This is a genomic window from Streptomyces sp. NPDC107546 (genome assembly GCF_055639175.1).
Map to the genome: position 1 here is coordinate 25429 of NZ_JBVKBA010000009.1, position 25466 is coordinate 50894.

General features: G+C 71.6%; 21 protein-coding genes and 2 pseudogenes. 14 read left to right on the plus strand and 9 right to left on the minus strand.

From position 1 onward, the window contains the following. Nucleotides 1-10: 10 nt before the first annotated feature. Both ACZ7L1_RS15245 and ACZ7L1_RS15250 read right to left on the minus strand, forming a co-directional pair. Nucleotides 11-223: pseudogene (locus tag ACZ7L1_RS15245) on the minus strand (glycosyltransferase); the annotation flags it as partial. 46 nt (nucleotides 224-269) lie between these two features. Further along, a pseudogene (locus ACZ7L1_RS15250) lies at nucleotides 270-1426 on the minus strand (FAD-dependent monooxygenase). 73 nt (nucleotides 1427-1499) lie between these two features. Here ACZ7L1_RS15250 and ACZ7L1_RS15255 point away from each other — a divergent pair. Together ACZ7L1_RS15255 and ACZ7L1_RS15260 are read left to right on the plus strand one after the other, a co-directional pair. Continuing rightward, the gene (locus ACZ7L1_RS15255) at nucleotides 1500-2084 is read left to right on the plus strand and encodes a TetR/AcrR family transcriptional regulator (protein ID WP_471437460.1); all 585 of its coding nucleotides are present in this window, start codon (nucleotides 1500-1502) and stop codon (nucleotides 2082-2084) included. 105 nt (nucleotides 2085-2189) lie between these two features. Beyond that, a complete protein-coding gene (locus ACZ7L1_RS15260; protein ID WP_471437462.1) occupies nucleotides 2190-4640 on the plus strand; it encodes an ATP-binding SpoIIE family protein phosphatase in 2451 nt (816 codons plus the stop codon). Nucleotides 4641-4680: 40 nt separating this feature from the next. Here the strand turns inward: ACZ7L1_RS15260 and ACZ7L1_RS15265 are convergent, their stop codons facing one another. Next, entirely contained in the window at nucleotides 4681-5682 is a 1002-nt protein-coding gene (locus tag ACZ7L1_RS15265) for a LacI family DNA-binding transcriptional regulator (protein WP_471437464.1), read from the minus strand. Between the two features lie 110 nt (nucleotides 5683-5792). Here ACZ7L1_RS15265 and ACZ7L1_RS15270 point away from each other — a divergent pair, with 110 nt between their 5' ends. Beyond that, nucleotides 5793-6947 carry a Gfo/Idh/MocA family protein gene (locus ACZ7L1_RS15270; RefSeq protein ID WP_471437466.1) on the plus strand — a complete coding sequence of 385 codons (1155 nt, stop codon included), beginning with the start codon at nucleotides 5793-5795 and terminating at the stop codon, nucleotides 6945-6947. 28 nt (nucleotides 6948-6975) lie between these two features. Here ACZ7L1_RS15270 and ACZ7L1_RS15275 read toward each other — a convergent pair whose 3' ends face one another. The 6 genes from ACZ7L1_RS15275 to iolC all read right to left on the minus strand — a co-directional run bounded on the left by ACZ7L1_RS15275 (nucleotide 6976) and on the right by iolC (nucleotide 14108). Continuing rightward, a complete protein-coding gene (locus tag ACZ7L1_RS15275; RefSeq protein ID WP_471437772.1) occupies nucleotides 6976-7776 on the minus strand; it encodes a GntR family transcriptional regulator in 801 nt (266 codons plus the stop codon). Nucleotides 7777-7855: 79 nt separating this feature from the next. Further along, a complete protein-coding gene (locus tag ACZ7L1_RS15280; RefSeq protein WP_471437468.1) occupies nucleotides 7856-9349 on the minus strand; it encodes a CoA-acylating methylmalonate-semialdehyde dehydrogenase in 1494 nt (497 codons plus the stop codon). Between the two features lie 34 nt (nucleotides 9350-9383). Then, complete coding sequence (gene iolD / locus ACZ7L1_RS15285) at nucleotides 9384-11258, minus strand: 3D-(3,5/4)-trihydroxycyclohexane-1,2-dione acylhydrolase (decyclizing) (protein WP_471437470.1); 1875 nt, start codon at nucleotides 11256-11258, stop codon at nucleotides 9384-9386. Next, entirely contained in the window at nucleotides 11258-12142 is an 885-nt protein-coding gene (iolB, locus tag ACZ7L1_RS15290; RefSeq protein WP_471437472.1) for a 5-deoxy-glucuronate isomerase, read from the minus strand. The genes iolD and iolB overlap by 1 nt, the downstream gene beginning before the upstream one ends. Nucleotides 12143-12212: 70 nt before the next feature. After that, a complete protein-coding gene (locus tag ACZ7L1_RS15295) occupies nucleotides 12213-13091 on the minus strand; it encodes a Cgl0159 family (beta/alpha)8-fold protein (RefSeq protein WP_471437475.1) in 879 nt (292 codons plus the stop codon). Between the two features lie 60 nt (nucleotides 13092-13151). After that, nucleotides 13152-14108: a 5-dehydro-2-deoxygluconokinase gene (gene iolC / locus ACZ7L1_RS15300; protein WP_471437477.1), complete on the minus strand. Its 957-nt coding sequence runs from the start codon at nucleotides 14106-14108 to the stop codon at nucleotides 13152-13154. 314 nt (nucleotides 14109-14422) lie between these two features. Here iolC and ACZ7L1_RS15305 point away from each other — a divergent pair, with 314 nt between their 5' ends. The 11 genes from ACZ7L1_RS15305 to ACZ7L1_RS15355 all read left to right on the plus strand — a co-directional run bounded on the left by ACZ7L1_RS15305 (nucleotide 14423) and on the right by ACZ7L1_RS15355 (nucleotide 25461). Beyond that, nucleotides 14423-15445 (plus strand): sugar ABC transporter substrate-binding protein, encoded by a 1023-nt coding sequence (locus tag ACZ7L1_RS15305; protein WP_471437479.1) that lies wholly within the window; start codon nucleotides 14423-14425, stop codon nucleotides 15443-15445. A 4-nt stretch (nucleotides 15446-15449) separates the two neighbouring features. After that, nucleotides 15450-16520, plus strand: a complete 1071-nt coding sequence (locus tag ACZ7L1_RS15310; RefSeq protein ID WP_471437481.1) for an ABC transporter permease — start codon at nucleotides 15450-15452, stop codon at nucleotides 16518-16520. A gap of 6 nt (nucleotides 16521-16526) precedes the next feature. Beyond that, nucleotides 16527-17429 carry an ATP-binding cassette domain-containing protein gene (locus tag ACZ7L1_RS15315; RefSeq protein ID WP_471437483.1) on the plus strand — a complete coding sequence of 301 codons (903 nt, stop codon included), beginning with the start codon at nucleotides 16527-16529 and terminating at the stop codon, nucleotides 17427-17429. 1 nt (nucleotide 17430) lies between these two features. Further along, nucleotides 17431-18339, plus strand: a complete 909-nt coding sequence (locus ACZ7L1_RS15320; protein WP_471437485.1) for a sugar phosphate isomerase/epimerase family protein — start codon at nucleotides 17431-17433, stop codon at nucleotides 18337-18339. A gap of 23 nt (nucleotides 18340-18362) precedes the next feature. Beyond that, on the plus strand, nucleotides 18363-19382 hold the full coding sequence (locus ACZ7L1_RS15325; protein ID WP_471437487.1) for a Gfo/Idh/MocA family protein: 1020 nt from the start codon (nucleotides 18363-18365) through the stop codon (nucleotides 19380-19382). Between the two features lie 154 nt (nucleotides 19383-19536). Then, nucleotides 19537-20370 carry a M55 family metallopeptidase gene (locus ACZ7L1_RS15330; protein ID WP_471437489.1) on the plus strand — a complete coding sequence of 278 codons (834 nt, stop codon included), beginning with the start codon at nucleotides 19537-19539 and terminating at the stop codon, nucleotides 20368-20370. Beyond that, nucleotides 20363-21667 (plus strand): M20/M25/M40 family metallo-hydrolase, encoded by a 1305-nt coding sequence (locus ACZ7L1_RS15335; RefSeq protein ID WP_471437490.1) that lies wholly within the window; start codon nucleotides 20363-20365, stop codon nucleotides 21665-21667. Before ACZ7L1_RS15330 ends, ACZ7L1_RS15335 begins: the two co-directional genes overlap by 8 nt. 5 nt (nucleotides 21668-21672) lie before the next feature. Next, nucleotides 21673-23646, plus strand: coding sequence for a prolyl oligopeptidase family serine peptidase (locus tag ACZ7L1_RS15340; protein ID WP_471437492.1), 1974 nt, complete (start codon nucleotides 21673-21675; stop codon nucleotides 23644-23646). Continuing rightward, entirely contained in the window at nucleotides 23643-24566 is a 924-nt protein-coding gene (locus ACZ7L1_RS15345) for a S66 peptidase family protein (protein WP_471437494.1), read from the plus strand. Before ACZ7L1_RS15340 ends, ACZ7L1_RS15345 begins: the two co-directional genes overlap by 4 nt. Before the next feature lie 76 nt (nucleotides 24567-24642). Continuing rightward, nucleotides 24643-24891 (plus strand): LapA family protein, encoded by a 249-nt coding sequence (locus tag ACZ7L1_RS15350; protein ID WP_471437495.1) that lies wholly within the window; start codon nucleotides 24643-24645, stop codon nucleotides 24889-24891. 24 nt (nucleotides 24892-24915) lie between these two features. Beyond that, nucleotides 24916-25461, plus strand: a complete 546-nt coding sequence (locus ACZ7L1_RS15355) for a GNAT family N-acetyltransferase (RefSeq protein ID WP_471437497.1) — start codon at nucleotides 24916-24918, stop codon at nucleotides 25459-25461. Nucleotides 25462-25466: the final 5 nt, after the last annotated feature.

Here is a 25466-nt window from a genome sequence, read left to right on the forward strand (position 1 = left end):
CCGACGGATGAACGTCGAGCAGCAGTTTCGCGGCCACCGTTGCCCCGTCGCTGCGGATCATGTCGGCCACGGCGGTTGCCCGTGCACGGGTCTCGGGAGTCAGGGCCGTCCTGAGCGCGGCCGACAGGGACTCGAAGGTCGGAGTCGGACCGTCGTGGGTCGCGCCGATGCCGAGATCGGCGACGCGGCCGGCCCAGTACGGCTGGTCCGCCATCTTGGGCAAGGGTCTGCGACGGGAAGGACACAGCAAGTCGGGGCTGCCGGCCGGGTCAGCTCAGCCGTGGTGGGACCCAGCCGTGGTGCCTGAGGATCATGCGCACGGTGGTGCGGGAGGGTGTCAGGCGCATCGCCGTGTTGCGCAGGGCGACGGCCAGGGGGTGGGAGAGCTGCTGGCCCATCCTCCCGGCCTGTCGGGCGGCCCGGGCGACGGCCTGACTGCGCGGACGGCGTTCGACGTCGTACCGGGCCAGCGCGGCCCGGACAGTGGGCTCGGCGGCGAGCGCCGCGGCCAGGGTGACCGCGTCCTCCAGGGCCTGGCAGGCACCCTGTCCGAGGTTGGGGGTCATCGCGTGCGCCGCGTCACCGAGCAGTGCGATCCGGCCGACCGTGTACGAGGGGAGCGGCGTGCGGAGTTCGCCCACGTCGTGGTGCAGCACCGCCTCGGATCGGGTCGCCTCGAGGAGGGCGGGTATCGGGTCGTGCCAGTCGTGGAATCGCCGGCGCAGTTCGGCCAGGGGGTCGGCGAACCGGGTTCCGGCGGGAAGGCTGAGGACCGCATGCCACTCGGCCCGCCCGTCCTGGAAGGCGATGTGCCCGAACTCGGCCCCGTGCCCCCAGGTCAGCTCGAAGTCGGTGCGCAGTTCGACTGCCTGCTCGGTGATGGCGCGCAGCACCGTCGAGCCGCTGTGGACCGGGCCGGGGTGGGCGGGAAAGAGACGGCCGCGGACCTTGCTGCCGATGCCGTCGGCCGCCACCACCAGATCGGCGTCCACAACCGTGTCGCCGCAGCCGACTCGAACCGTCCGGGGGCCGGTCTGCTCGACCGGGCCGGCCTCGGAGCCGATCAGCAGTGTCCCGGCGGGCAGGGCCTCGCGCAGCAGACGGTGCAAGGTGGCACGAGGGATCCCCATGATCGGCGTGCCGACCGCCTCTTCCAGCGCCCTGCCGTCCATCCGGGCCAGCCACCGGCCATCCGGGGTTCGGGTGCCGCCACTGTACTGGCCCTGTGAGGCCTCCCTCACCGCCTTGCCCAGGCCGAGTTCGTCCAGCGCCGAAGGCCGTTGGCGGCCAGCGAGATGCCCGCGCCCGCGTCGTCGAGCACGGCCGCGCGCTCGACGACCGTCACGTCCCAGCCGATGCGGCGCAGGCCAATCGCGGCGGCCAGTCCGCCGATGCCCCCTCCGATGACCACTGCCGTGTCGCCCATGGCGAGCCCCCATGCCTTCTACAACTGTAGAAGGCCGACCTTATCCGAAGTACTACAGGTGTAGAAAGGAACCATGGCCACGGATCGGCGCACCCTCCTCGCGGACGCGGCTCTCGACGTACTCGCCGACGAAGGGATCCGCGGCCTGACCCACCGCGCAGTCGACCGCAGAGCGGGCATGCCGACCGGCACCACCTCGGCGTACTTCCGCACCCGGGCCGCGCTGCTCACCGGACTCGTCACACGCCTGGTGCAACTCGACCAGGCGGAACTGCAGACGACGGCCGAGCAGCTCCCACCTCTGCGCACTGCCGAGGAACTGGTGAACGGCATGGTGCTGCTCACCCGTCGACGGCTCACCGGCGACGGCCGGCGCCGCTCGCTCGCCCGGTACGCCTGTGCCGTCGAGAGCGCGCGCGACCCGGAGCTGCGCGAGATCCTCGTACCGCGCGAGAACGCCGGTCGCCGGGCCGTCCGGCTGTTCCTCGCCGGGCACGGCGTACCGGACGTCGAGAACCGCACACACACCCTGCTGACCTGCATCGACGGGCTGGTCTTCGACCGGCTGGTGAGCGGGGGTGAAGTGCCGCGTGAGGCCCTCGAAGGCCTCGTGGCCGCCGCCCTGCGTCAGGCCCGGCCGCCCACATCTTCGGACTGACGACGTCTGTGACCAATTCGCGTATTGCCGCACATCGCGACCGGGCGGGGCCGTACCGTGTTCGTGAGGCACGGATCTTGCACGCGGGGAGAAAGGGCCTGGGCCATGGACCACGGCACCGAGACGGGCGCCTCGGCCGGGCACGGCGCGGCGGAGTACGCCGCGGCCGGCCGTATCCCGCTGGCCGTGGTCGTGGTGGACCGCGAGGGGCTGGTCTCGCACTGGAGCCGTGGTGCGCGGAGGTTGTTCGGCATCCCCAGGGAGGACGCGCTCGGCCGGCCCGCCGTCGACCTGCTGCCCGTCTCCGGCGCCCTGCCCGAAGGTGAGGACCCCGGACCCTACGGGGCGTACGTGGCGTACGACGGACTCGGCCCCGACCTGGAGTCCTCGCTCGACGGACGGCTGTCGTACCCGGCCGCCGGGCGCGCCCGGCTCTCCGTGCCCGGCACCGAGCGTGTGGACGTGCTGTGGTGGGCGTACCCCCTGGTCGGTCCGGGCCCGGAACGGCTGCTGGTGCTGGCCGCAGACGCGGGCGCGCTGCATCCCCAGGACGACGGCGGGGCCGCCCCGCGCATCGCGCCCGGCTTCGCCCTGCACACCGACTTCCCCGGCGCCGAGGAACTCGCCCGCAGGCTGCCGGAGATCCTGCCCAGCATGAGCGTCGGCGACAGCGCCCGCATCGTCTCGCAGGTCCTCGAACTGGGCTATCCGATCCTGGAATTCAGCCAGAACGACCGGGTGCCCGTCACCCCCGACTGGGGTGTGCCCCGGCGCGCGGAGCGCAGGGCGCGCCGGGAGCGGGCGGCGCGCGCCGTGGCGGCAGGGCAACCGGTGCCGCAGGACGTTCAGGACGAGGGCGAGGACATCGAGTACGCCGCGGTACGCGAGCGGTTGGAGTTCCTCAACGAGGTCAGCGGCAAGATCGGCACCTCCCTCGACCTGGCGCAGACCATCATCGAGGTCAGCAAGGCCGTGGTGCCCCGCTTCACGGACGTGGCCTGCACGTATCTTCGTGAACAGGTCGTCGCCGGCGAGGGGTTCCCCGACGGAGTGCCCGACACCACCACCATGTGGCACCGGGTCGCCCTGGAGCACACCGACGAGCCGGGCCGCTGGGAGGACGTCGTGCCGGTCGGCGAGGCCATGCCGTTCCCGGCCGAGACGCCCTTCTTCCAGTGCATGACCACCGGCGATCCCGTTGTCATCCCGCGCATCAGCGAGGAGATGGGGCACGCCATCGCCTCCCAGTTCGACAAGCGTGACATCCGGCCCCTCATCACCCACCGCTCCATGCTGATCGTGCCGCTGAAGGCGCGCCAGGTGGTCCTCGGCTTCATGGCGCTGATGCGTCATCCGGAGCGTCCCGAGTTCAACGACATGGACCGTGTCACCGGTGCCGAACTCGCCGCCCGCGCGGCCCTCGTGCTGGACAACGCCCGCATGTACACGTACCAGGAGAACGTCGCGGAGACCCTCCAGGACAGCATGCTGCCGCACATCGCACCGCGCATGACGGGCTGCGACATCGCCACCCGCTACCTCCCGGGCACCCTGCTCGGACGCGTCGGCGGCGACTGGTTCGACTCCGTGAAACTGCCCGGCGCCCGCACCGCCCTGGTCGTCGGCGACGTCATGGGGCACGGGCTCAACTCGGCAGCCATGATGGGCCAGTTGCGTACGGCCGTACAGACCATGGCCGCGCTCGACCTGCCGCCCGCCCAGCTGCTGCGCAACCTCGACGACCTCGCCCAGCGGCTCGGCGACACCTACCTCGCGACCTGTCTGTACGCCGTCTACGACCCGATCGCGAGCGAACTGCACCTCGCCAACGCCGGCCACATCCCACCGGTGATCGTCCGCGCGGAGGACGGGCGCAGTGAACTGCTCGACCTGCCCACGGGTGCGCCGATCGGCGTCGGCGGGGTGCCGTTCGAGTCGGTACGGGTGCCGGTGTCGCCCGGCGACCGGCTGGTGATGTGTACCGACGGACTGGTCGAAGTGCGCGGCGAGGACATCGGTGTCGGGCTCGCCACGCTGTGCGAGTCCGCCGCGCACCCTGCGGCCTCCATGGACGACGCCTGCGACACGATCATCCGCGCCCTCAACACGTGCGGCGGCCGCAAGGACGACGTGGCGCTGCTCATGGCCCGGCTGGCCGGCATCGAGCCCGAGGACGTCGCCGTGTGGCGGTTCACCCTGCACCCCGCCGAGGTGGGCCGGTCCCGCGCGGTGGTCCGCGAACAGCTCCACGGGTGGGGGCTCGACACGCTCGCGTACAACACCGAGTTGATGGTCAGCGAACTGGTCACCAACGCCGTACGGCACTCCCACGGCCGCCCGGTCGAACTGCGCCTCGTGCGCGGCGACACCCTGTTGTGCGAGGTGGACGACGACGACCACACCCTGCCCACCTTGCTCAGCGCCGGACCCGGTGACGAGTCCGGCCGCGGGCTGCGCGTGGTGAGCACGCTGGCCCGCGAGTGGGGGACCAGCCGGACCAGCGCCGGAAAGACGGTCTGGTTCGAACTGACGCTGCCGCGCGCTGCGCGACGCTGACCGGGCCGCACCCGGCCGCCGCGGTGCCGGAAGGCATGTGTCAGGCCGATGGTCCGCTCGTCGTCCCCCTCACCTCCAGCGCCGGTGTCGTCAGGACCAGTTCCGCCGGGCGGCCCGGGTCGGCGATGCGGTCCAGGAGGCGCCCGGCGGCGCGGCGGCCCACGTCGTGGCTGCCGTTGTCCACCGTGGTGAGCCACAGGTGCCGCAGGCGCGAGAGGTAGGTGTTGTCGTAGCCGACGAGGGACAGGTCGCGCGGCACGCGCAGCCCCAGCTCCTCCGCCGCCGAGAGGGCGCCGACGCAGGCGATGTCGTTGAAGGCGAAGACGGCCGTGGGGCGTTGGCGGGCGCTGAGCAGGCGGATCGCGGCCCGGTAGCCGCCCTCTTCCGTCAGGTCGCCCTGCTCCACGATCGCCGAGTCCTCGAGGCCGTGCTCCCGCATCACGGTCTCGAAACTGCGCCGGCGCAGTGCGCCGACCACTCCCTGCCCGGCGATGTGGGCGATGCGATGGTGGCCGAGACCGATGAGGTGCTCGGTGGCGAGGCGGGCGCCGTGCTCGTCGTCGTTCGCGACGATGTCGACGGCGGGCAGTTCGGGCTCCCGGGCCCCGGCGACGACGGTGGGGATGCGGGCGGCGGCCTGGCGCAGGGCCTCGGAGGGCGGCAGGGTGCCGACGGCGATCAGCCCATCGACCCGCAGGTCCGTGAAGGTGCGGGTCAGATCCTCGCCGAGGCGCCGGTTGAGGTGGCCGTCGGCCAGCAGCATGCGCAGACCGGCGTCGTGCAGCCGGGAGTTCAGGCCGTCGAGCAGCTCCACGAACCAGGGGTTGCGCATGTCGTTCAGCAGGACGCCGACCGTGCGGGTGCGGCGCTCGCTCAGGCTGCGCGCGGCGGCGTTGGGCCGGTACCCCAGCTCCTCGACGGCGGCCAGCACCGCCGCCCGCTTCTCGGGGCGCACCTGATCGGAGCCGCGCAGCACCAGGGAGACCAGCGACTTGGACACTCCGGCCCGGTCGGCCACATCGCGGATCGTCGGCGGTCTCATGTATGGACCGTTCCATACGGCGGACGTCCTTGTCAAAGGGATTGACAAGTGGAGATATGCCCTTCAGTGTGGGCCGCGCACGGTCTGGAACGGTCCAAAGAGGGGCAGTCATGGTGAGTACGCTCGGCGTCGCCGTCGTGGGATTCGGCTGGATGGGGCGGGTGCACACCCAGGCCTACGTCCGCCTGCCGCACCACTTCCCGCAGCTGCCCCTGCGCCCCGAACTGGTCGCGGTCGCCGATGAGGTGCCCGGACGTGCCGAGGAGGCCGCCGCTCAGTACGGCTTCGCCACCGCGGTCCGCGACTGGCGTGAGATCGCCGCCGATCCACGGGTCAAGGCGGTGAGCGTCACCGCCCCGAACTTCCTGCACCGCGAGATCGGCGTCGCCGTGGCCGAGGCGGGCAAGCACATCTGGATCGAGAAGCCGGTCGGCCTCACCGCCGAGGACGCCCGCGCGGTCGCGGGCGCCGTCGCCAAGGCCGGTGTGCAGGGCACGGTCGGCTTCAACTACCGGGCCGCGCCCGCCGTCGCCACCGCCCGCGCACTGATCGCCTCCGGTGAGATCGGCACCGTCACCCACGCCCGCATCCGCCTCTTCAGCGACTACGCCGCCCACCCCGAGGGCGCCCTGACCTGGAGGTACGAGCGGGAGCGCGGCGGCAGCGGAGTCCTCGGCGACCTCGCCTCGCACGGTGTGGACCTCGCCCGTTTCCTGCTCGGCGAGATCGAGTCGCTGGCCGCCGACACGGCCGTCTTCATCCCAGAACGCGCCCGCCCCACCGGCGCCACCGCCGGCCACACCCGAGCGACCGGCGGCGAGCCGGGCCCCGTGGAGAACGAGGACTACGTCGACTGCCTGCTGCGCTTCGCCTCCGGCGCCCGCGGCGTGCTGGAGGCGAGCCGGGTCTCGGTCGGCGAACAGAACAACTACGGCTTCGAGGTCCACGGCACCAAGGGCGCCCTCTTCTGGGACTTCCGCCGTATGGGCGAGCTCGGCGTCAGTCGCGGTACGGCCTACCAGGACCAGCCCGTCAGCACCCTCTACGTCGGCCCCGGCCACGGTGAGTACGGCGCCTTCCAGCCCGGCTCGGCCAACGCCATGGGCTACGACGACCTCAAGGTCATCGAGGCGTACCACTTCCTGCGCTCCGTCGCGGAAGGCACCGCCCACGGCCCGACCCTGGAGGACGCCGTGCGCAGCGCCGCCGCGCTGGACGCCATGAGCCGCTCGGCGGAGCGGCGCACCTGGGTGGACCTGGCGTGAGCCCGGCCGGTCAGGGCCGCACCAGCAGTCAGGGCCGCACCAGCAGCTGGAAGTCGAAGGAGTAGCGCGAGGCGCGGTAGATGTGGGTGCCGTACTCGACGGCACGGCCGGTGTCGTCGTACGCCGTGCGCTGCATGGTCAGCAGGGCCGCGCCCTCCGGCTCGCCCAGCCGCTCGGCCTCCTCCGCGGTGGCGCAGCGGGCGCCGACGGTCTGCCGGGCGCTGTGCAGGGTGATGCCGACGCTCCGCAGCATCCGGTACAGGCCCGTGGCCTGGAGCCGGTCGGTGTCGAGGTTCAGCAGGCCGGCCGGCACGTAGTTGGAAAGGAACGCCATCGGCTCGCCGTGGGCCAGGCGCAGGCGCTCCAGGTGGTGCACGTCGCCGCCCTCGGCGATCCCCAGCGCGGCCGCGACCTCGGCGGACGCTCGCACCACCTCGTTGCGCACCACCAGGGTCGCGGGCTTCTGCCCCGCGGCCTCCAGGTCGTCGTAGAGACTGCTCAGCTCCAGGGGGCGCTTGACCTGGCTGTGCACCACCTGCGTGCCCACGCCCCGGCGGCGGACGAGCAGGCCCTTGTCGACCAGCGACTGGATGGCCTGGCGCACCGTGGGCCGGGACAGACCGAGCCGACCGGCGAGCTCGATCTCGTTGCCCAGCAGGCTGCCCGGGCCCAGCACCCCGTGCTCGATCGCCGCCTCCAGCTGTTGCGCCAGCTGGTAGTAGAGGGGGACCGGGCTGCTGCGGTCCAGGGCGAAGTCGAGGGCTTCGGGTGCGGCAGTGGTCACGGGGGGAGAATATGCCGCCGAGTGGTTGACCGGAACACTTGTCATCATTTTGTCCTGACAATAGGGGAGAGTGCGGCCGGTGCGGGAGACCACAGACCCGCTCCCGCACCGGCTGCCGCTCTCATCAGGAGTTGCTGGGGAACCCGAGGTTGATGCCGCCGTCGGCCGGGTCCGGCCAGCGCGTGGTGATCACCTTGCCCTGGGTGTAGAAGGCGACGCCGTCGTTGCCGTAGATGTGCAGGTCGCCGAAGAGCGAGTCCTTCCAGCCACCGAAGGAGTGGTAGCCGACGGGCACCGGGATCGGCACGTTGACGCCGACCATGCCCGCCTGGACCTCCAGCTGGAAGCGGCGGGCCGCGCCGCCGTCCCGGGTGAAGATCGCGGTGCCGTTGCCCCAGCGGGAGCTGTTGATCAGCTTGATCGCGTCGTCGTACGTCTCCGCGCGCACCACGCACAGGACGGGGCCGAAGATCTCGTCCTTGTACGCGTCCGCCGTCACCGGCACCTTGTCCAGCAGCGACACGCCGATGAAGAAGCCGTTTTCGTGGCCCTCCACGGAGTACCCGGTGCCGTCCACGACGACCTCGGCGCCCTGCTCCGCCGCGCTCGTCACGTACGACGCCACCTTGTCGCGGTGCTCGCGTGTGATCAGCGGTCCCATCTCCGAGGCCGGGTCGTCGCCGGGGCCGATGCGGAGGTTCTTCGCGCGCTCGGCGATCTTCGCCACCAACTCGTCACCGGTGTCGCCCACCGCCACGACCACGGACACGGCCATGCAGCGCTCGCCCGCCGAGCCGTACGCCGCGTTGATCGCCTGGTCGGCGGCGAAGTCCAGGTCGGCGTCCGGCAGGACCAGCATGTGGTTCTTGGCGCCGCCGAGGGCCTGCACGCGCTTGTCGTGCTCGACCGCCTTGAGCTGGATGTACTTCGCGATCGGGGTGGAGCCGACGAAGGAGACCGCCGTGACGTCCGGGTGCTCCAGGAGGCGGTCCACGGCCACCTTGTCGCCCTGGACGATGTTGAACACGCCGTCCGGCAGGCCCGCCTCCGCCAGCAGCTCGGCGAGGCGGAAGGAGGCCGAGGGGTCCTTCTCGCTCGGCTTGAGGACGAAGGTGTTGCCGGTCGCGATGGCGATCGGGAACATCCACATGGGGACCATCGCCGGGAAGTTGAACGGCGTGATGCCGGCGACGACGCCGAGCGGCTGCCGGATGGAGGCGACGTCGACCCGGGTGGAGACCTGGGTGGACAGCTCGCCCTTCAGCTTCTCGGAGATCCCGCAGGCCAGCTCCACGATCTCCAGGCCGCGCGCGACCTCGCCGAGCGCGTCGGAGTGCACCTTGCCGTGCTCCGCGGTGATCAGCTCGGCGATCTCGTCGCGGTGCGCGTCCAGCAGCTCGCGGAACTTGAAAAGGATCGCCGTGCGCCTGGCGAGCGAGCTCTGTCCCCAGCTCTCGAACGCGGCCTTGGCGGTGGCGACCGCGGTGTCGACCTCGTCGACCGTGGCGAACGCGATCTGCTTCTCCTGGGCGCCGGTGGCCGGGTTGTAGACCGGACCGAAGCGGCCCGAGGTGCCCTCGACGGGCTTGCCGCCGATCCAGTGGGTGATGGTCTTCATGGTGCGGTGTGGGACCTTTCGTTCAGCGGGGGAGTCAGAGGTGGCGGCGGCGGCCGGCGACGTGCCGGTCGTAGCGCTCGCGGGCGGACACGGCGGCCTCGCGGGTGGCGACCTCGGCGACGGGCACGTCCCACCAGGCCTCGGCGGGCGGAGCGGTGGGCGTCGGGTCGGTCTCGACGTAGACGCAGGTCGGCCGGTCGGAGGTGCGCGCCGCGGCGAGCGCGTCGCGCAGTTCCCGTACGGTCTTGGCGCGCAGCACGTCCATGCCGAGGCTGGCGGCGTTGGCGGCGAGGTCCACCGGCAGCGGGGCCCCGGTGAACGTGCCGTCGGCGGCCCGGTAGCGGTAGGCGGTGCCGAACCGCTCGCCGCCGGTCTCCTCCGACAACCCGCCGATGGAGGCGTAGCCGTGGTTCTGGATCAGGACCAGGTTGACCGGCAGGCCCTCCTGGACCGCCGTGACGATTTCCGTCGGCATCATCAGGTAGGTGCCGTCGCCGACCAGCGACCAGACCGGTGTGCCGGGTGCGGCCTGCTGGACGCCGATGCCGGCCGGGATCTCGTAGCCCATGCAGGAGTAGCCGTACTCCAGGTGGTACTGGCGCGCCGAACGGGCCCGCCACAGCTTGTGCAGGTCGCCGGGGAGCGAGCCGGCCGCGTTGATCACCACGTCGTCGTCGCCCACGACCGCGTCCAGGGCGCCGAGGACCTGGGTCTGGGTCGGCACGGAGTTCTCGTCGTCCGCGCGGTAGGCCGCCTGGACTACCTGCTCCCAGCGCTCCCTGCCCGCGCGGTACTCGGCCTCGTACGCCTCACCGACGCGGTACCCGGACAGACCCTCCGCCAGCGCCTCCAGTCCCGCACGGGCGTCGGCGACCAGGGTGAGGGCCGCGAGCTTGTGGGCGTCGAAGGCGGTGATGTTGAGGTTGACGAACCGCACGCCCGGGTTCCGGAACAGCGTGTTCGACGCGGTGGTGAAGTCGCTGTAGCGGGTGCCGACGCCGATGACCAGATCGGCGGTGCGGGCGATGTCGTCGCAGACGGCCGTGCCGGTGTGGCCGATCCCGCCCAGGTCGGCGGGGTGGTCGTGGCGCAGTGAGCCCTTGCCGGCCTGGGTGGAGGCGACCGGGATGCCGGTCGCCTCCACCAGCGACCTGAGGGCTTCCTCGGCCTTGCTGTGGTGGACTCCGCCGCCCGCCACGATCAGCGGGCGCTCGGCCTCACGGATGGCGCGCACCGCCTCCGCCAGCTCCAACGGGTCGGGGGCCGGACGCCGTACGTGCCACACGCGCTCGGCGAAGAACTCCTCCGGCCAGTCGAAGCCTTCCGCCTGCACGTCCTGCGGCATGGCCAGGGTGACCGCGCCGGTCTCCGCCGGGTCGGCGAGGACCCGCATGGCGTTCAGCGCGGACGGGATCAGCATCTCCGGGCGGGTGATCCGGTCGAAGTAGCGGGAGACCGGGCGCAGCGTGTCGTTGACCGACACATCGGCCTCCACCGGGTGCTCCAGCTGCTGCAGCAGCGGGTCGGCGGCACGCGTGGCGAAGTAGTCGCCGGGCAGCAGCAGGACCGGCAGGCGGTTGATCGTGGCCAGCGCGGCGCCGGTGACCAGGTTGGTGGCGCCCGGGCCGATGGAGGTGGTGACCGCCTGTGCGGAGAGCCGGTCGAGCTGGCGGGCGTAGCCGACGGCGGCGTGCACCATGGCCTGTTCGTTGCGGCCCTGGTGGAAGGGCATGGTGCCCTCTCCGGCCTCGAGCAACGCCTGGCCGATGCCGGCGACGTTGCCGTGGCCGAAGATGCCCCAGGTGCCGGCGATCAGCCGGTGGCGTACACCGTCGCGCTCGGTGTACTGGGCGGACAGGAACCGCACCAGCGCCTGGGCGACGGTCAGACGGCGGGTAGTGCTGCTCATCAGGGCTTCTCCGGTGCCGTGTAGAGGGGGAGACGGGGGTCGACCGGCTGCGCGGGCCAGGTGTCGCGGATCCACGCGTGGTCGGGGTGGTCACAGATCAGCCAGGCGCGGTCGGGGTCGGGGCCCGCCATGACGTTGAGGTAGTACATGTCGTGGCCGGGCACCGCCATGGACGGTCCGTGCCAGCCGTCCGGGATGAGCACGACGTCACCGTCGCGCACCTCGGCCAGCACGTCCGTGCCGGTGCCGTGGCCGGAGGGGGAGACCCGCTGGTAGCCGAGTCCGGGGGTGCCCTCGTGGGCGGCGAACTCGAAGTAGTAGATCTCCTCCAGCTCCGACTCCTCGCCGGGCCGGTGCTCGTCGTGCTTGTGCGGCGGGAAGGACGACCAGTTGCCGCCCGGGGTGATCACCTCGACGGCGATGAGCTTGTCGCATTCGAACACGCCGGCCGCGCCGAAGTTGTTGACCTGCCGGGAGCAGTTGCCGGTGCCGCGCAGCTCGACCGGGACGGACGAGGCGGGCGCGTAACGGGCGGGCAGCCGGCGCTCGCAGCGGGCGCCGGTGAGTGCGAAGCGGCCGCCGTCGCGGGACGCGATCGAGACCTGGGTGTCGCGCGGCACGTACGCGAAGTCGCTGACACCGCTGAACACGCTCTCGCGGCCGTGCAGTCGAAACGTGTCACCGCCGACGGCGACGGTGCAGGAGCCCGACAGCGGGAGCACGATCCACTCGCTGTCGCCGGTGTCGAAGGAGTGCCAGCCGCCGGACGGCAGTTCGAGCACCCTCAGGCCGGAGTAGCCCCAGCCGGCCGACTCGGGGGTGACGTCGACCGCGTAGGCGCCGGTTGCGGCCTTGCCCGCGGGGAGGTGGTGCGCGGTGGTCATGATGCCCTTCTTCGTGGCGTTCGGGACGTCCATGGCGTCGTGGCGTTCGGAGCGGGGACTCGGACCGGTGTCACAGCAGCCCGACCGCGGTGTCCACCGCGGTCTCCACGCTGCCCTCCGCGGGGTACAGCAGGGACCGGCCGACGACCATCCCCTGCACGGTGGGCAGACGCAGCGCCTTGCGCCACTTCTCGTAGGCGCCCTCCTGGTCCTTGCCGACCTCGCCGCCGAGGAGCACGGCGGGCAGCGTGGAGGCCTCCAGTGCCTCGGCCATGTCGTCGATGTCGTCGGTGACGGGCAGTTTCAGCCAGGTGTAGGCGGAGGTGCCGCCGAGACCCGAGGCTATGGCGATGGACCGGGTGACGGCCTCGCCGCTCAGGTCGTTGCGCACCCGGCCGTCGACACGGCGGGATAGGAACGGTTCGATGAACAGCGGCAGCCGGCGCGCGGCCATGTCGTCCACCGCCCTGGCCGTGGACTCCAGGGTCGTCAGGGAGCCCGGGTCGTCGTAGTCGATGCGCAGCAGCAGCTTGCCCGCGTCGAAGCGGAGTCGTTCTATGTCCTCGGCGCGGTGCCCGGTGAAGCGGTCGTCCATCTCGAAGGACGCGCCCGCGAGGCCGCCGCGGTTCATGGAGCCCATGACGACCTTGTCGTCCAGGACTCCGAGGAGCAGCAGGTCCTCCAGGATGTCCGCGGTGGCCAGCACCCCGTCCACGCCGGGCCGGGACAGCGCGATGCACAGGCGCTCCAGCAGGTCGGCGCGGTTGGCCATGGCCAGGTGGTGGTCGCCGACGCCGAGGGCGCCGCGGGCCGGGTGGTCGGCGGCCACGATCATGAGGCGGCCGCTGTCGCCGATCAGCGGGCGGCGGACCCGGCGGGCGGCGGCCTCGGCGATGGCCTCCGGGTGCCGGGCGCGCACCGTGGCGAGGTCGGGGATGCTGATGCTCAAGACAGGCTCCGTTCAGGGGTGGCGGCCTGGGGCCGCGTGCGAGAGGCCTCGAGGCGGCGGTCAGCCGCGGGCGACGAGGTCGGCGACCTCCGACTCGGTCGGCATCGCGGAGGAGCAGGCGAGGCGGGAGGCGACGAGCGCGCCGGCCGCGTTGGCGTACCGCATGGTCTTCTCCAGCGGCCAGCCGGCGAGCAGTCCGTGGCACAGGGAGCCGCCGAAGGCGTCCCCCGCGCCGAGCCCGTTGACGACCTCCACCAGCATGGGCGGCACCTCGGCCGTCGTCCCGTCGCGGTGCACGGCGAGCACGCCCTTGGGGCCCTGCTTGACGACCGCAAGCTGCACACCGGCCTCCAGCAGCGCCTCGGCGCAGGCCCGCGGTTCGCGTACGCCGGTGGCGATCTCGCACTCGTCGAGGTTGCCGACGGCCACCGTGGCGTGGCTCAGCGCCTCACGGTAGAACGGGCGTGCGGTCTCGGGGTCGTTCCAGAACATGGGGCGCCAGTCCAGGTCGAACACCGTGATGCCGGCCTCGTCGCGGGCCTTGAGGGCGGCGAGCGTGGCCGAGCGGCTGGGCTCCTCGCTCAGGCCGGTTCCGGTGATCCAGAAGATCCGGGCCGAGCGGATGGCGAAGAAGTCCAGCTCGTCGGTGTGGATCTCCAGGTCGGGCGCCTTGGGCCGGCGGTAGAAGTACAGGGGGAAGTCGTCCGGCGGGAAGATCTCGCAGAACGTGATCGGGGTCGGGTGGGCGTCCACCGGCGTGACGAACCGGTCGTCGACGCCGAACTCCTTCAGCTGCTGGTGCAGATAGATGCCGAAGGGGTCGTTGCCGGTCCGGGTGATCACCGCCGTGTTGCGGCCGAGACGCGCCGCGGCCACCGCCACGTTGGCCGCCGAGCCGCCGAGGAACTTTCCGAAGGTCTCGACCTGGGGGAGCGGCACACCGGTCTGCAGCGGGTAGAGATCGACCCCGATGCGGCCCATGGTGATGAGATCGAAATGTTCGGCGGGCTCAGGCATGTGCGACGCTCCTCATGCGGGGGGTGCGGGCGACCGGGCGCCGGGGAGGCGGGGCATCCGGCCCCGGATGCCTCACAGGTGTAGGCCGCGCGAGGAGTCCCTGTCAAGGCTTTGTACTTACATTCGGACCTGCTTCTGAAATGATGTCTTAACAAAGTATTGACAGGTGGGTGCGACAGGGGTTTGTATCCCGTGCCAGCGAAACCGCCGGTTCCCCGGCAGACGACCCCGGACGTCCGTCCGGGCCCCGACCGGGGTCCCGTGCGGCGCCGTTCCTCCCCTTCCCCCGGTCGCACAGTGAGGTGCAGGTAAAGATGGACCGCACGTTTCACCCTCGCCGCTCCCACAGAGTCGCCCCAGTCCTCGCGCTGGCCGCCGCCTCCGCCCTGCTCGTCGCCGGCTGCTCCAGCAGCTCGGGCGGGAAGAAGGCGGAGGACGCGAGCAACAACGTCTCCGCCGGCAAGGCCAGCACCCCTCGGATGACGGTGGCACTGGTCACCCACCAGGCGCCGGGCGACACCTTCTGGGACATCGTCCGCAAGGGAGCCGAGGCGGCGGCGGCCAAGGACAACATCAAGCTCGTCTACTCCAGCGACCCCAACGCGGGCAACCAGGCCAACCTGGTGCAGAACGCGATCGACCAGAAGGTCGACGGCGTCGCGGTCACCCTCGCCAAGCCGGACGCCATGAAGGACGTCATCAGCAAGGCCACCCAGGCGAAGATACCCGTGGTCGGCCTGAACTCCGGTCTGAGCGACTGGAAGAAGCTGGGCCTGATGGAGTTCTTCGGGCAGGACGAGACGGTGGCGGGTGAGGCGTTCGGCAAGCGGCTCAACGAGCTGGGCGCCAAGAACACCGTGTGCGTGATCCAGGAGCAGGGGAACGTCGGCCTCACCCAGCGCTGCGACGGACTGAAGAAGACGTTCACCGGCAAGACGCAGATCCTGTACGTCAACGGCACCGACATGCCGTCCGTGAAGTCGACGATCAGCGCGAAGCTCAAGCAGGACAGCTCCATCGACTACGTGGCCACGCTGGGCGCGCCGTACGCCCTGACCGCGGTGCAGTCGGTCTCCGACGCCGGCAGCAAGGCGAAGGTCGCCACCTTCGACCTGAACAAGGACCTGACCAACGCCATCAAGAAGGGCGACATCCAGTTCGCCGTCGACCAGCAGCCCTACCTGCAGGGCTACCTGGCGATCGACTCCCTGTGGCTCTACAAGAACAACGGCAACTACAGCGGCGGCGGTGAGCAGCCGGTGCTGACCGGGCCGGCCTTCGTCGACAAGTCCAACGTCGACACCGTCGCGACGTTCGCCGCCAACGGCACGAGGTGATTCCATGACTCAGCAGGCTGTGCCGGCGGTGTCCTCACCGCCGGCCTCCGGCCCCAAGGAACGCGACGGCCGGACCGTACAGCGCTCCCTCGTGGTGCGGCTGCTCGCCCGGCCGGAGGTCGGTGTCTTCCTCGGCGCCGTCGCCGTGTTCGTGTTCTTCTTCGCCATGGCCCCCACGTTCCGCTCGGGCAGCGCCATGGCCACCGTCCTCTACCAGTCGTCCACCATCGGCATCATGGCCCTGCCCGTCGCCCTCCTGATGATCGGCGGCGAGTTCGACCTGTCGGCCGGTGTCGCGGTGATCACCTCGGCGCTGACCGCGAGCATGATCAGCTTCCAGCTGACGATGAACGTCTGGGTCGGCGTGGTCGTCGCCCTCGTGGTCTCGCTCGCGATCGGCGCCTTCAACGGCTGGATGATGGTGCGCACCGGACTGCCCAGCTTCCTGGTCACCCTCGGCACCTTCCTCGGCCTGCAGGGCATCAACCTCGCGGTCACCAAGCTGGTCACCGGCAACGTGGCGACCGACGACATCAGCGACATGGACGGCTTCGACCAGGCCAAGGCGGTCTTCTCGTCGAGCTTCACCATCGGCGGCGTCCAGTTCAAGATCACCGTCCTGTGGTGGCTGCTCTTCGCGGCCCTGGCGACCTGGGTGCTGCTGCGCACCAGGTACGGCAACTGGATCTTCGCGGTCGGCGGCAACAAGGACAGCGCCCGGGCCGTCGGTGTCCCGGTGAAGTTCACCAAGATCTCGCTGTTCATGCTGGTCGGCTTCGGCGCCTGGTTCGTCGGCATGCACCAGCTGTTCGCCTTCAACACCGTGCAGTCCGGTGAGGGTGTCGGCCAGGAGCTGATCTACATCGCCGCGGCGGTCATCGGCGGCTGCCTGCTGACCGGCGGCTACGGCTCCGCGATCGGTCCCGTCTTCGGTGCTTTCATGTTCGGCATGGTCAGCCAGGGCATCGTCTACGCCGGATGGAACCCCGACTGGTTCAAGGCCTTCCTCGGCGTGATGCTCCTCGGCGCCACGCTCATCAATCTGTGGGTCCAGAAGTCCGCGACCCGGAGGTGACCACCCATGACCACCGCTGACCTCGACCAGAACAACGGCACGGCCACCCCGGCGGACCGGGCCCCCATCGTGGAACTGCGCGGCGCCGGCAAGTCCTACGGCAACATCCGGGCCCTGCACGACGTCGACCTCGCCGTCCGCCCGGGCAGGGTCACCTGCGTGCTCGGTGACAACGGCGCCGGCAAGTCCACCCTCATCAAGATCATCTCCGGGCTGCACCAGCACACCGAGGGCCAGTTCCTCGTCGACGGCGAGCCGGTGAAGTTCACCACCCCGCGCGACGCCCTCGACAAGGGCATCGCCACCGTCTACCAGGACCTCGCGACCGTGCCGCTGATGCCGGTGTGGCGCAACTTCTTCCTCGGCTCGGAGATGACCAAGGGCCCCTGGCCCTTCCGCCGTCTCGACATCGCCCGGATGAAGAAGACCGCGGACGAAGAGCTGCGCAACATGGGCATCGTCCTGGACGACCTCGAGCAGCCCATCGGCACCCTGTCCGGCGGCCAGCGCCAGTGCGTCGCCATCGCCCGCGCCGTCTACTTCGGCGCCCGCGTCCTCATCCTGGACGAGCCCACCGCCGCCCTCGGCGTCAAGCAGTCCGGTGTGGTGCTGAAGTACGTCGCCGCCGCCCGCGAGCGCGGCCTCGGCGTCATCTTCATCACCCACAACCCGCACCACGCCTACATGGTGGGCGACCACTTCAGCGTGCTGCGCCTGGGCACCCTCGAACTCTCCGCCTCGCGCAGCGAGGTCAGCCTCGAGGAACTCACCAACCACATGGCCGGTGGCGCCGAACTGGCCGCGCTCAAGCACGAGCTGGCGCAGGTCAGCGGCGTCGACGTCGAGGAGCTCCCGGAAGCGAAGGACCTCCAGGCGCCTGTGGCGGCATCACCCGAAGGGAACTCCTGACATGACCACTGTCCCCTCCCTGGACCGCATCCGGGTGGGCTCCGCCCCGGACTCCTGGGGCGTCTGGTTCCCCGACGACCCGCAGCAGGTGCCCTGGGAACGCTTCCTGGACGAGGTGGCCGAGGCCGGGTACTCCTGGATCGAGCTCGGCCCCTACGGCTACCTGCCGACCGACCCGGCGCGACTCACCGACGAGGTGAACAAGCGGAACCTGAAGGTGTCGGCCGGCACGGTCTTCACCTCCCTGCACCGCGGACCGTCCGTGTGGGAGTCCACCTGGGAGCACGTCAGCCAGGTCGCGGCCCTCACCCAGGCGATGGGCGCGAAGCACCTCGTGGTCATCCCCTCCTTCTGGCGGGACGACAAGACCGCCGAGATCCTCGAGCCCTCCGAGCTCACCGTCGAGCAGTGGGCGCACCTGACCAAGGGCATGGAGCGGCTCGGTCACGAGGTCAAGGAGACCTACGGCCTCGACATCGTCGTCCACCCCCACGCCGACACCCACATCGACACCGAGGAGCACGTCGAGCGCTTCCTCGACTCCACCGACTCCGACCTCGTCAACCTCTGCCTGGACACCGGGCACTACGCCTACTGCGGCGGCGACAGCGTCAAGCTGATCGAGACCTACGGCGAGCGCATCGGCTATCTGCACCTCAAGCAGGTCGACCCGGAGATCCTCGCCGACGTCGTCAGCAACGGGGTGCCGTTCGGACCCGCCGTGCAGCGCGGTGTGATGTGCGAGCCCCCGGCCGGCGTGCCCGCGCTGGAGCCGGTGCTGGCCGCAGCGCAGGGCCTGGGTGTCGAGCTGTTCGCCATCGTCGAGCAGGACATGTACCCCTGCGAGCCGGACAAGCCGCTGCCCATCGCCGTCCGCACCCGCAAGTTCCTCCGCTCCTGCGGCGCCTGACCCCCGAAGGGACCAGCAAGACCATGACTCAGCGTGGAACGCTCGGAGTCGCCGTCATCGGGACGGGCAGGATGGGCGCCGACCATGTGCGCCGCATCAACGAGGTGATCAGCGGGGCACGCGTGGCCGCCGTCGTGGACGTCGACGCGGAGCGGGCCAAGTCCGTCGCCGCGGGCGTCGAGGGCTGCACCGCCTACACCGAACCGGCCGCCGCGATGGCCGCCGCCGAGGTCGACGCCGTACTGATCGCCTCGCCCGGCCCCGCCCACGAGGCCGCACTTCTCACCGCCTTCGAGCACGACCTGCCGGTGCTGTGCGAGAAGCCCCTCACTCCGGACGCGGCCTCCGCGCTGCGGATCCTTCAGGCCGAGCAGAAGCTGGGGCACCGGCGCGTCCAGGTCGGCTTCATGCGGCGCTACGACGCCGAGTACACCAAGCTCAAGGCGCTGCTGGACAGCGGCCAGCTGGGCCGGCCGCTGATGCTGCACAACCGGCACCGCAACGCGGGCAGCCCGCCCGGCTTCACCGAGGCCATGCTCGTCAACGACTCCGTCGTGCACGAGATGGACGTCACCCGCTGGCTGCTCGGCCAGGAGATCACGGCGGTGACGGTGCTGCGCCCGACACCGTCGGGCAACGCGCCTGACGGGCTGTCCGACCCGCAGTTCGTCGTCTTCGAGACCGACGGCGGCGCGCTCGTCGACGTCGAGATCTTCGTCAACTGCGGCTTCGGCTACCAGGTGCAGGCCGAGGTGGTCTGCGAGTCGGGCACCGCCCGGATCGGCGACGGGCACGCCATGGTCACCAACATGGCGGGCCGCTGGGGCGGCACCATCGCCCCGGACTTCGTGGAGCGCTTCGCCGAGGCCTACGACCGCGAGGTGCAGGCCTGGGTCGACGCCACCCGGCGCGGCGAGGTCACCGGCCCGAGCGTCTGGGACGGCTACGCGGCGGCGGCGGTCTGCGAGGCGGGCGTTCGCGCACAGGCGGAGGGGCGCCGCACGGAGGTGCAACTGATCGAGCGTCCGGCGCTCTACCGCTGAGCGGCCGGGCGTCGCGGGATCGTCGAGTCGGCGCGAGACCGGTCGGGGGACCGGTCACGCGCCGACGTCCTTTAGGCCGGGGACCGGCAGCCCGGCCGGGACACTTGTCCACAGGGCTGGTCACACACCGTCACCGACGCGTACGGTTCATTGCGTGAAGATCCTCATCAGCGCCGACATGGAGGGCGCCACCGGTGTGACCTGGCCGGCCGACGTGTTGCCCGGGACGCCGCAGTGGGAGCGGTGCCGGGCGATGTTCACCTCGGACGTGAACGCCGCCGTACTCGGCTTCATCGACGGCGGTGCCGACGACGTGCTGATCAACGAGGCCCACTGGACCATGCGCAACCTGCTCCTCGAAAAGCTGGATGAGCGGGCGCAGATGCTCACCGGACGGCACAAGTCGCTGTCCATGGTGGAGGGCGTGCAGCACGGCGACGTGGACGGTGTCGCGTTCGTCGGTTACCACGCCGGGGCCGGTATGGAGGGGGTGCTGGCGCACACTTACCTCGCCAACTCCATCACGGGCGTGTGGCTCAATGACGTCCGCGCCAGCGAGGGCCTGCTGAACGCGCACGTCGTCGCCGAGTACGGCGTGCCCGTCATCCTCGTCACCGGCGACGACGTGGCCTGCGAGGACGCGCTCGGGTACGCGCCCGAGGCGCTCAAGGTGGCCGTCAAGGATCATGTGTCACGGTACGCGGCGGTGTGCCGCACCCCGGCCAGGACCGCCGCCGACATCCGCGCCGCGGCCAAGGAAGCCGCGTCCCTGGCGGTGCGTCACGAGCCAGTGGCGCGAGGGCCGTTCACCATCGCGCTGGAGTTCGACGCCGAACATCTGGCGATGGCCGCCACCGTCGTACCGGGAGTGGACCGCATCGGTGAGCGGAAGGTGGCGTACACGAGCGCGGCCATGTACGAGGGGATCCGGACGTTCAAGGCGGTCACCACGATCGTCTCCGCCGCCATGGAGGAACAGTATGGCTGACCGGCAGGCACTCGATGAGGTCGTGCGGTTCACGTCCGACCTCATCCGCATCGACACCACCAACCGCGGCGGCGGCGACTGCCGGGAGCGGCCCGCCGCCGAGTACGCGGCCGAGCGCCTGGCCGAGGCCGGCCTGGCGCCCGTACTCCTTGAGCGCACCCCGGGCCGGACGAACGTCGTCGCACGCCTCGAGGGCACCGACCCCTCCGCCGACGCCCTGCTCCTCCACGGCCATCTCGACGTGGTGCCCGCCGAGGCCGCGGACTGGAGCGTGGACCCGTTCTCCGGCGAGGTGCGCGACGGCGTGGTGTGGGGCCGGGGCGCGGTCGACATGAAGAACATGGACGCGATGATCCTCGCCGTCGTACGGCACTGGGCGCGCTCGGGCACCAGGCCCCGGCGCGACCTCGTCATCGCCTTCACCGCCGACGAGGAGGCCAGCGCCGAGGACGGCTCCGGATTCCTCGCGGACCGGCACGCGCACCTCTTCGAGGGATGCACGGAAGGCGTCAGCGAGTCGGGGGCGTTCACCTTCCACGCCGGCGACGGACGGCAGATCTATCCGATCGCGGCCGGTGAGCGCGGCACCGGATGGCTGAAGCTGACCGCGCGCGGCCGGGCGGGCCACGGCTCCAAGGTCAACCGCAGCAACGCGGTCACCCGGCTCGCCTCCGCAGTGACCCGCATCGGCGCCCACGAGTGGCCGCTCCGGCTCACCCCCACCGTGCGCGCCGCGCTCACCGAACTCGCCGCCCTGTACGGGCTCGAGGCCGACCTCGACGACGTGGACGGCTTGATGAAGAAGCTCGGCCCGGCCGCCGCGCTCGTCGAGGCCACCGTCCGCAACAGCACCAACCCGACCATGCTGAGTGCCGGTTACAAGATCAACGTGATCCCGGGCGAGGCCGTCGCCTACGTCGACGGACGCCATCTGCCCGGCGCCGAGGACGAGTTCCGTGCGACGCTGGACGAACTCACCGGGCCGGACGTGGACTGGGAGTTCCACCACCGGGAGGTCGCCCTCCAGGCGCCCGTGGACTCGCCGACGTTCGCGCGGATGCGGGCCGCCGTGGAGGAGTTCGCGCCCGAGGGGCACGTGGTGCCGTACTGCATGTCGGGCGGCACGGACGCCAAGCAGTTCTCCCGCCTCGGCATCACCGGCTACGGGTTCACGCCGCTGAAGCTCCCCGAGGGCTACGACTACCAGGCGATGTTCCACGGCGTCGACGAACGCGTGCCCGTAGAAGCGCTGCACTTCGGGGTCCGCGTCCTCGACCGCTTTCTGCGCACGGCCTAGGAGGGATGGGGGAGATGGTGCGGACCCTGCCGTACGGGGCATGGCCCTCGCCCGTCGACGCGGCGCTCGCCGCCGCGCACGGCGGGCAGCCGGAGGCGGTCGGCTTCGTGGGCGAGGAGGCGTGGTGGACCGAACCCCGCCCCACGGAGGGCGGCCGGCGCACCCTGGTCAGGCGCACGGCGGACGGCCGGGAGGTGTCGGTCCTGCCCCCGCCGTGGAACGTGCGCAGCCGGGTCATGGAGTACGGCGGCCGGCCCTGGGCCGGGGTGATGCGCCCCGAGGGGCCGCTTGTGGTGTTCGTGCACTTCGCGGACCAGCGGCTGTACGCCTACGAGCCCGCGATGCCGGGCAGCCGGCCACGTCCGCTCACCCCGCGGTCGTCGGTGGGCGGCGGGCTGCGCTGGGTCGACCCCCGGCTGCACGTCGAGCGGGGCGAAGTCTGGTGTGTCCTGGAGGAGTTCACCAGCAAGGAGCCCACGGACGTGCGGCGGGTGCCGGCCGCCGTACCGCTGGACGGCTCGGCGGCCGAGGACCGGGACGCCGTCCGCGAACTCACCGACGCGCGCCACCGGTTCGTCACCGGCCCCCGTCTCTCGCCGGACGGGCGCCGCGCGGCCTGGCTCGCCTGGGACCATCCGCGCATGCCCTGGGACGGCACCGAGTTGCTCGTCGCCGACGTGACCGGCGAGGGGACGCTCCGGGAGCCGCGTACGGTCGCCGGCGGCCCCGAGGAGTCCATCGCCCAGGCCGAGTGGGCGCCCGACGGCTCCCTGCTGTACGTGAGCGACCGCACCGGCTGGTGGAACCTCTACCGGGACGGCACGCCGCTGTGCCCCCGCGAGGAGGAGTTCGGCGGGCCGCTTTGGAAGATCGGACTGCAGTGGTTCGCGCCCCTGGACGACGGCACCGTCGCCGTGGTGCACGGCAGGGGGGCGGGCCGGCTCGGGATCCTCGACCCGGTCGGCGGGGAGGTCGTCGACGTGGCCGGACCCTGGACCGAGTTCGCCGCCACGCTCGCCGTGCACGGCAGCCGCGTCGTCGCCGTCGGCGCCGACCCGCGCACCGCGTACGAGGTCGTCGAACTGGACTCCGCCACCGGCCACGCCCGCGTGATCGGTGCCGCGCACGAGGACCCCGTCGACCCCGCCTACTACCCCGAACCGCAGGTCCGCACCTTCACCGGGCCCCAAGGCCGCGAGATCCACGCGCACGTCCACCCGCCGCGCCACCCCGAGTGCGTCGCGCCCGACGGCGAGCTGCCGCCGTACGTCGTCTGGGCGCACGGCGGCCCGACCAGTCGCGCGCCCCTCGTCCTCGATCTGGAGATCGCCTACTTCACCTCGCGCGGCATCGGCGTCGCCGAGGTGAACTACGGCGGCTCCACCGGCTACGGACGCGCCTACCGCGACCGGCTGCGCGGACAGTGGGGCGTCGTCGACGTCGAGGACTGCGCGGCCGTAGCGCTCGCCCTCGCCGACGAGGGCACCGCCGACCGGAGCCGGCTCGCCGTGCGCGGCGGCAGCGCCGGTGGCTGGACGGCGGCCGCGTCCCTGACGTCGACCGACGTGTACGCCTGCGGCACGATCGTCTACCCGGTCCTGGACCTGGCGAGCTGGGGCTCGGGGGAGACCCACGACTTCGAGTCGCGGTACTTGGAGACGCTGGTCGGACCGTATGCCGAGGTGCCCGGCCGGTACGCCGAGCGGTCGCCCGTGGAGCACGCCGACCGGATCAGAGTCCCCTTCCTGCTGCTGCAGGGGCTCGAGGACCCGATCTGCCCGCCCGCGCAGTGCGAGCGGTTCCTGGCCCGGCTCCGGGGGCGGCGGATCCCGCACGCCTACCTCGCCTTCGAGGGCGAGGGGCACGGCTTCCGGCGGGCTGAGACCATGGTGCGTGCCCTGGAGGCCGAGCTGTCCCTGTACGCGCAGGTCTTCGGGCTGAACCCGCCCGGCATCCCCACCCTGGAGCTCACCCGGTGACCCACCTGATCAGGCCGCCCAGACTCGCCCCCGGTGCCCGCGTGGCCGTCGTCGCGCCCAGCGGGCCCGTGATCGAGGAGCGGCTCGCCGCCGGCCTCGACATCCTGCGCGGCTGGGACCTGGACCCGGTCGTGGCCCCTCACGTGCTCGACCGGCACCCCGACTTCCCCTACCTCGCGGGCACGGACGCCGACCGCGCCGCCGACTTCCAGGCCGCCTGGTGCGACCCGGAGGTGTCCGCGGTGCTGTGCGCCCGCGGCGGGTACGGGGTACAACGCATGATGGACCTGCTCGACTGGGAGGCGCTGCGCGCCGCCGGGCCCAAGGTGCTGGTCGGTTACAGCGACATCACCGCGCTGCACGAGGCGTTCGCGGCCCGCCTCGGCCTGGTCACGCTGCACGGGCCGATGGTGGCGGCCGCCGACTTCCTCAAGAACACACGCACGCAGGACCACCTGCGGGCGACCCTCTTCGAGCCGGAGTCCGTGACGACCATCTCCTCCTCCGGCACCGCGCTCGTGCCCGGCCGCGCCCGGGGCGTCACTTCCGGCGGATGCCTGGCCCTGATCGCTGCCGAGGTCGGCACCCCGCACGCCCGGGCCGGGACTCCGGGCGGGCTGCTGCTGCTCGAGGAGGTCGGCGAGCAGGCGTACCGCGTCGACCGGCTCCTCACCCAGCTCCTGCGCTCGGGCCGCCTCGAGGGTGTCACCGGGATCGCGCTCGGTTCCTGGGAGGAGTGCGGCCCGTACGAGCTGTTGCGCGCCGTCTTCACCGACCGGCTCGGCGGGCTCGGGATACCGGTCGTGGAGCGGTTCGGGTTCGGCCACGGCGAGGGAGCTCTGACGATGCCGCTCGGCGTCGCCGCGGAACTGGACGCGGACACCGGGACGCTCACGCTGGAGGTCCCGGCGCTGGCGTGACGGGGACTCACCCCTCGGGTCACCCTTCCGCTGCACCCGCCGGGCGGCGCCGCGCCGTGCCGTCCATCCTGGGCCCATGAACCCGAAGACCCACCGCGAGGCCACGACGAGCGTCGGGGCACGCCGGCGGCAGGACCTCACGCCCCGCACGCTCGCCGTCCTGGTACTGGCCGCGCTCGTGCTGATCTTCGTCTTCGAGAACACCCAGCGCACCCGGATCCGGCTGTTCGTGCCGCTGGTGACGATGCCGCTGTGGCTGGCACTGCTCGGTACGGGGGTGATCGGGGCACTGTGCGGCGCGCTCCTCGTCAGCCGACGCCGGTGACGGCGGATCACGTACGGTGTCGCCGTGTCCGACACCAGTGAATACCTCGCCGAGGGCCCCCGCGTGGGCATACGCCCCTTCACCCACGACGACGCGGCCGAGTTCACCGCTCGGGCGCGGGAGAGCAGGGAACTGCACCACCCCTGGTTGTTCCCGCCGACCGCCCCCGGGGAGTACGCCGCCTACGCGGGGCGGCTGATCGAGGACCCGACGAGGGCGGGGTTCCTGGTGTGCGAGAAGGAGACCGGGGCGATCGCCGGGTACATCAACATCAACAACATCGTCCGGGGCGGCTTCCAGAGCGGGGCGCTCGGTTACGGGGCCTTCGCGCACGCCGCCGGGCGCGGGCTGATGACGGAGGCGCTGAACCTCGTGGTGCGGTACGCCTTCGGGCCGCTGGGGCTGCACCGGCTGGAGATCAACGCGCAGCCTCGCAACACCGCCTCGATCGCCCTCGCCCGGCGCTGTGGGTTCCGCCTGGAGGGCTTCTCACCGGACATGATCTTCGTCGGCGGGGCCTGGCGGGATCACGAGCGCTGGGCCATCACCGCTGAGATGTTCCGCACCTGAGGGTG

Coding starts and splice junctions, on each gene's coding strand:
- ACZ7L1_RS15255 (WP_471437460.1), top strand. CDS start 1,500: ATGGCCACGGATCGGCGCACCCTCCTCGCGGACGCGGCTCTCGACGTA.
- ACZ7L1_RS15260 (WP_471437462.1), top strand. CDS start 2,190: ATGGACCACGGCACCGAGACGGGCGCCTCGGCCGGGCACGGCGCGGCG.
- ACZ7L1_RS15265 (WP_471437464.1), bottom strand. CDS start 5,682: ATGAGACCGCCGACGATCCGCGATGTGGCCGACCGGGCCGGAGTGTCC.
- ACZ7L1_RS15270 (WP_471437466.1), top strand. CDS start 5,793: ATGGTGAGTACGCTCGGCGTCGCCGTCGTGGGATTCGGCTGGATGGGG.
- ACZ7L1_RS15275 (WP_471437772.1), bottom strand. CDS start 7,776: ATGACAAGTGTTCCGGTCAACCACTCGGCGGCATATTCTCCCCCCGTG.
- ACZ7L1_RS15280 (WP_471437468.1), bottom strand. CDS start 9,349: ATGAAGACCATCACCCACTGGATCGGCGGCAAGCCCGTCGAGGGCACC.
- iolD (WP_471437470.1), bottom strand. CDS start 11,258: ATGAGCAGCACTACCCGCCGTCTGACCGTCGCCCAGGCGCTGGTGCGG.
- iolB (WP_471437472.1), bottom strand. CDS start 12,142: ATGACCACCGCGCACCACCTCCCCGCGGGCAAGGCCGCAACCGGCGCC.
- iolC (WP_471437477.1), bottom strand. CDS start 14,108: ATGCCTGAGCCCGCCGAACATTTCGATCTCATCACCATGGGCCGCATC.
- ACZ7L1_RS15305 (WP_471437479.1), top strand. CDS start 14,423: ATGGACCGCACGTTTCACCCTCGCCGCTCCCACAGAGTCGCCCCAGTC.
- ACZ7L1_RS15310 (WP_471437481.1), top strand. CDS start 15,450: ATGACTCAGCAGGCTGTGCCGGCGGTGTCCTCACCGCCGGCCTCCGGC.
- ACZ7L1_RS15315 (WP_471437483.1), top strand. CDS start 16,527: ATGACCACCGCTGACCTCGACCAGAACAACGGCACGGCCACCCCGGCG.
- ACZ7L1_RS15320 (WP_471437485.1), top strand. CDS start 17,431: ATGACCACTGTCCCCTCCCTGGACCGCATCCGGGTGGGCTCCGCCCCG.
- ACZ7L1_RS15325 (WP_471437487.1), top strand. CDS start 18,363: ATGACTCAGCGTGGAACGCTCGGAGTCGCCGTCATCGGGACGGGCAGG.
- ACZ7L1_RS15335 (WP_471437490.1), top strand. CDS start 20,363: ATGGCTGACCGGCAGGCACTCGATGAGGTCGTGCGGTTCACGTCCGAC.
- ACZ7L1_RS15340 (WP_471437492.1), top strand. CDS start 21,673: ATGGGGGAGATGGTGCGGACCCTGCCGTACGGGGCATGGCCCTCGCCC.
- ACZ7L1_RS15350 (WP_471437495.1), top strand. CDS start 24,643: ATGAACCCGAAGACCCACCGCGAGGCCACGACGAGCGTCGGGGCACGC.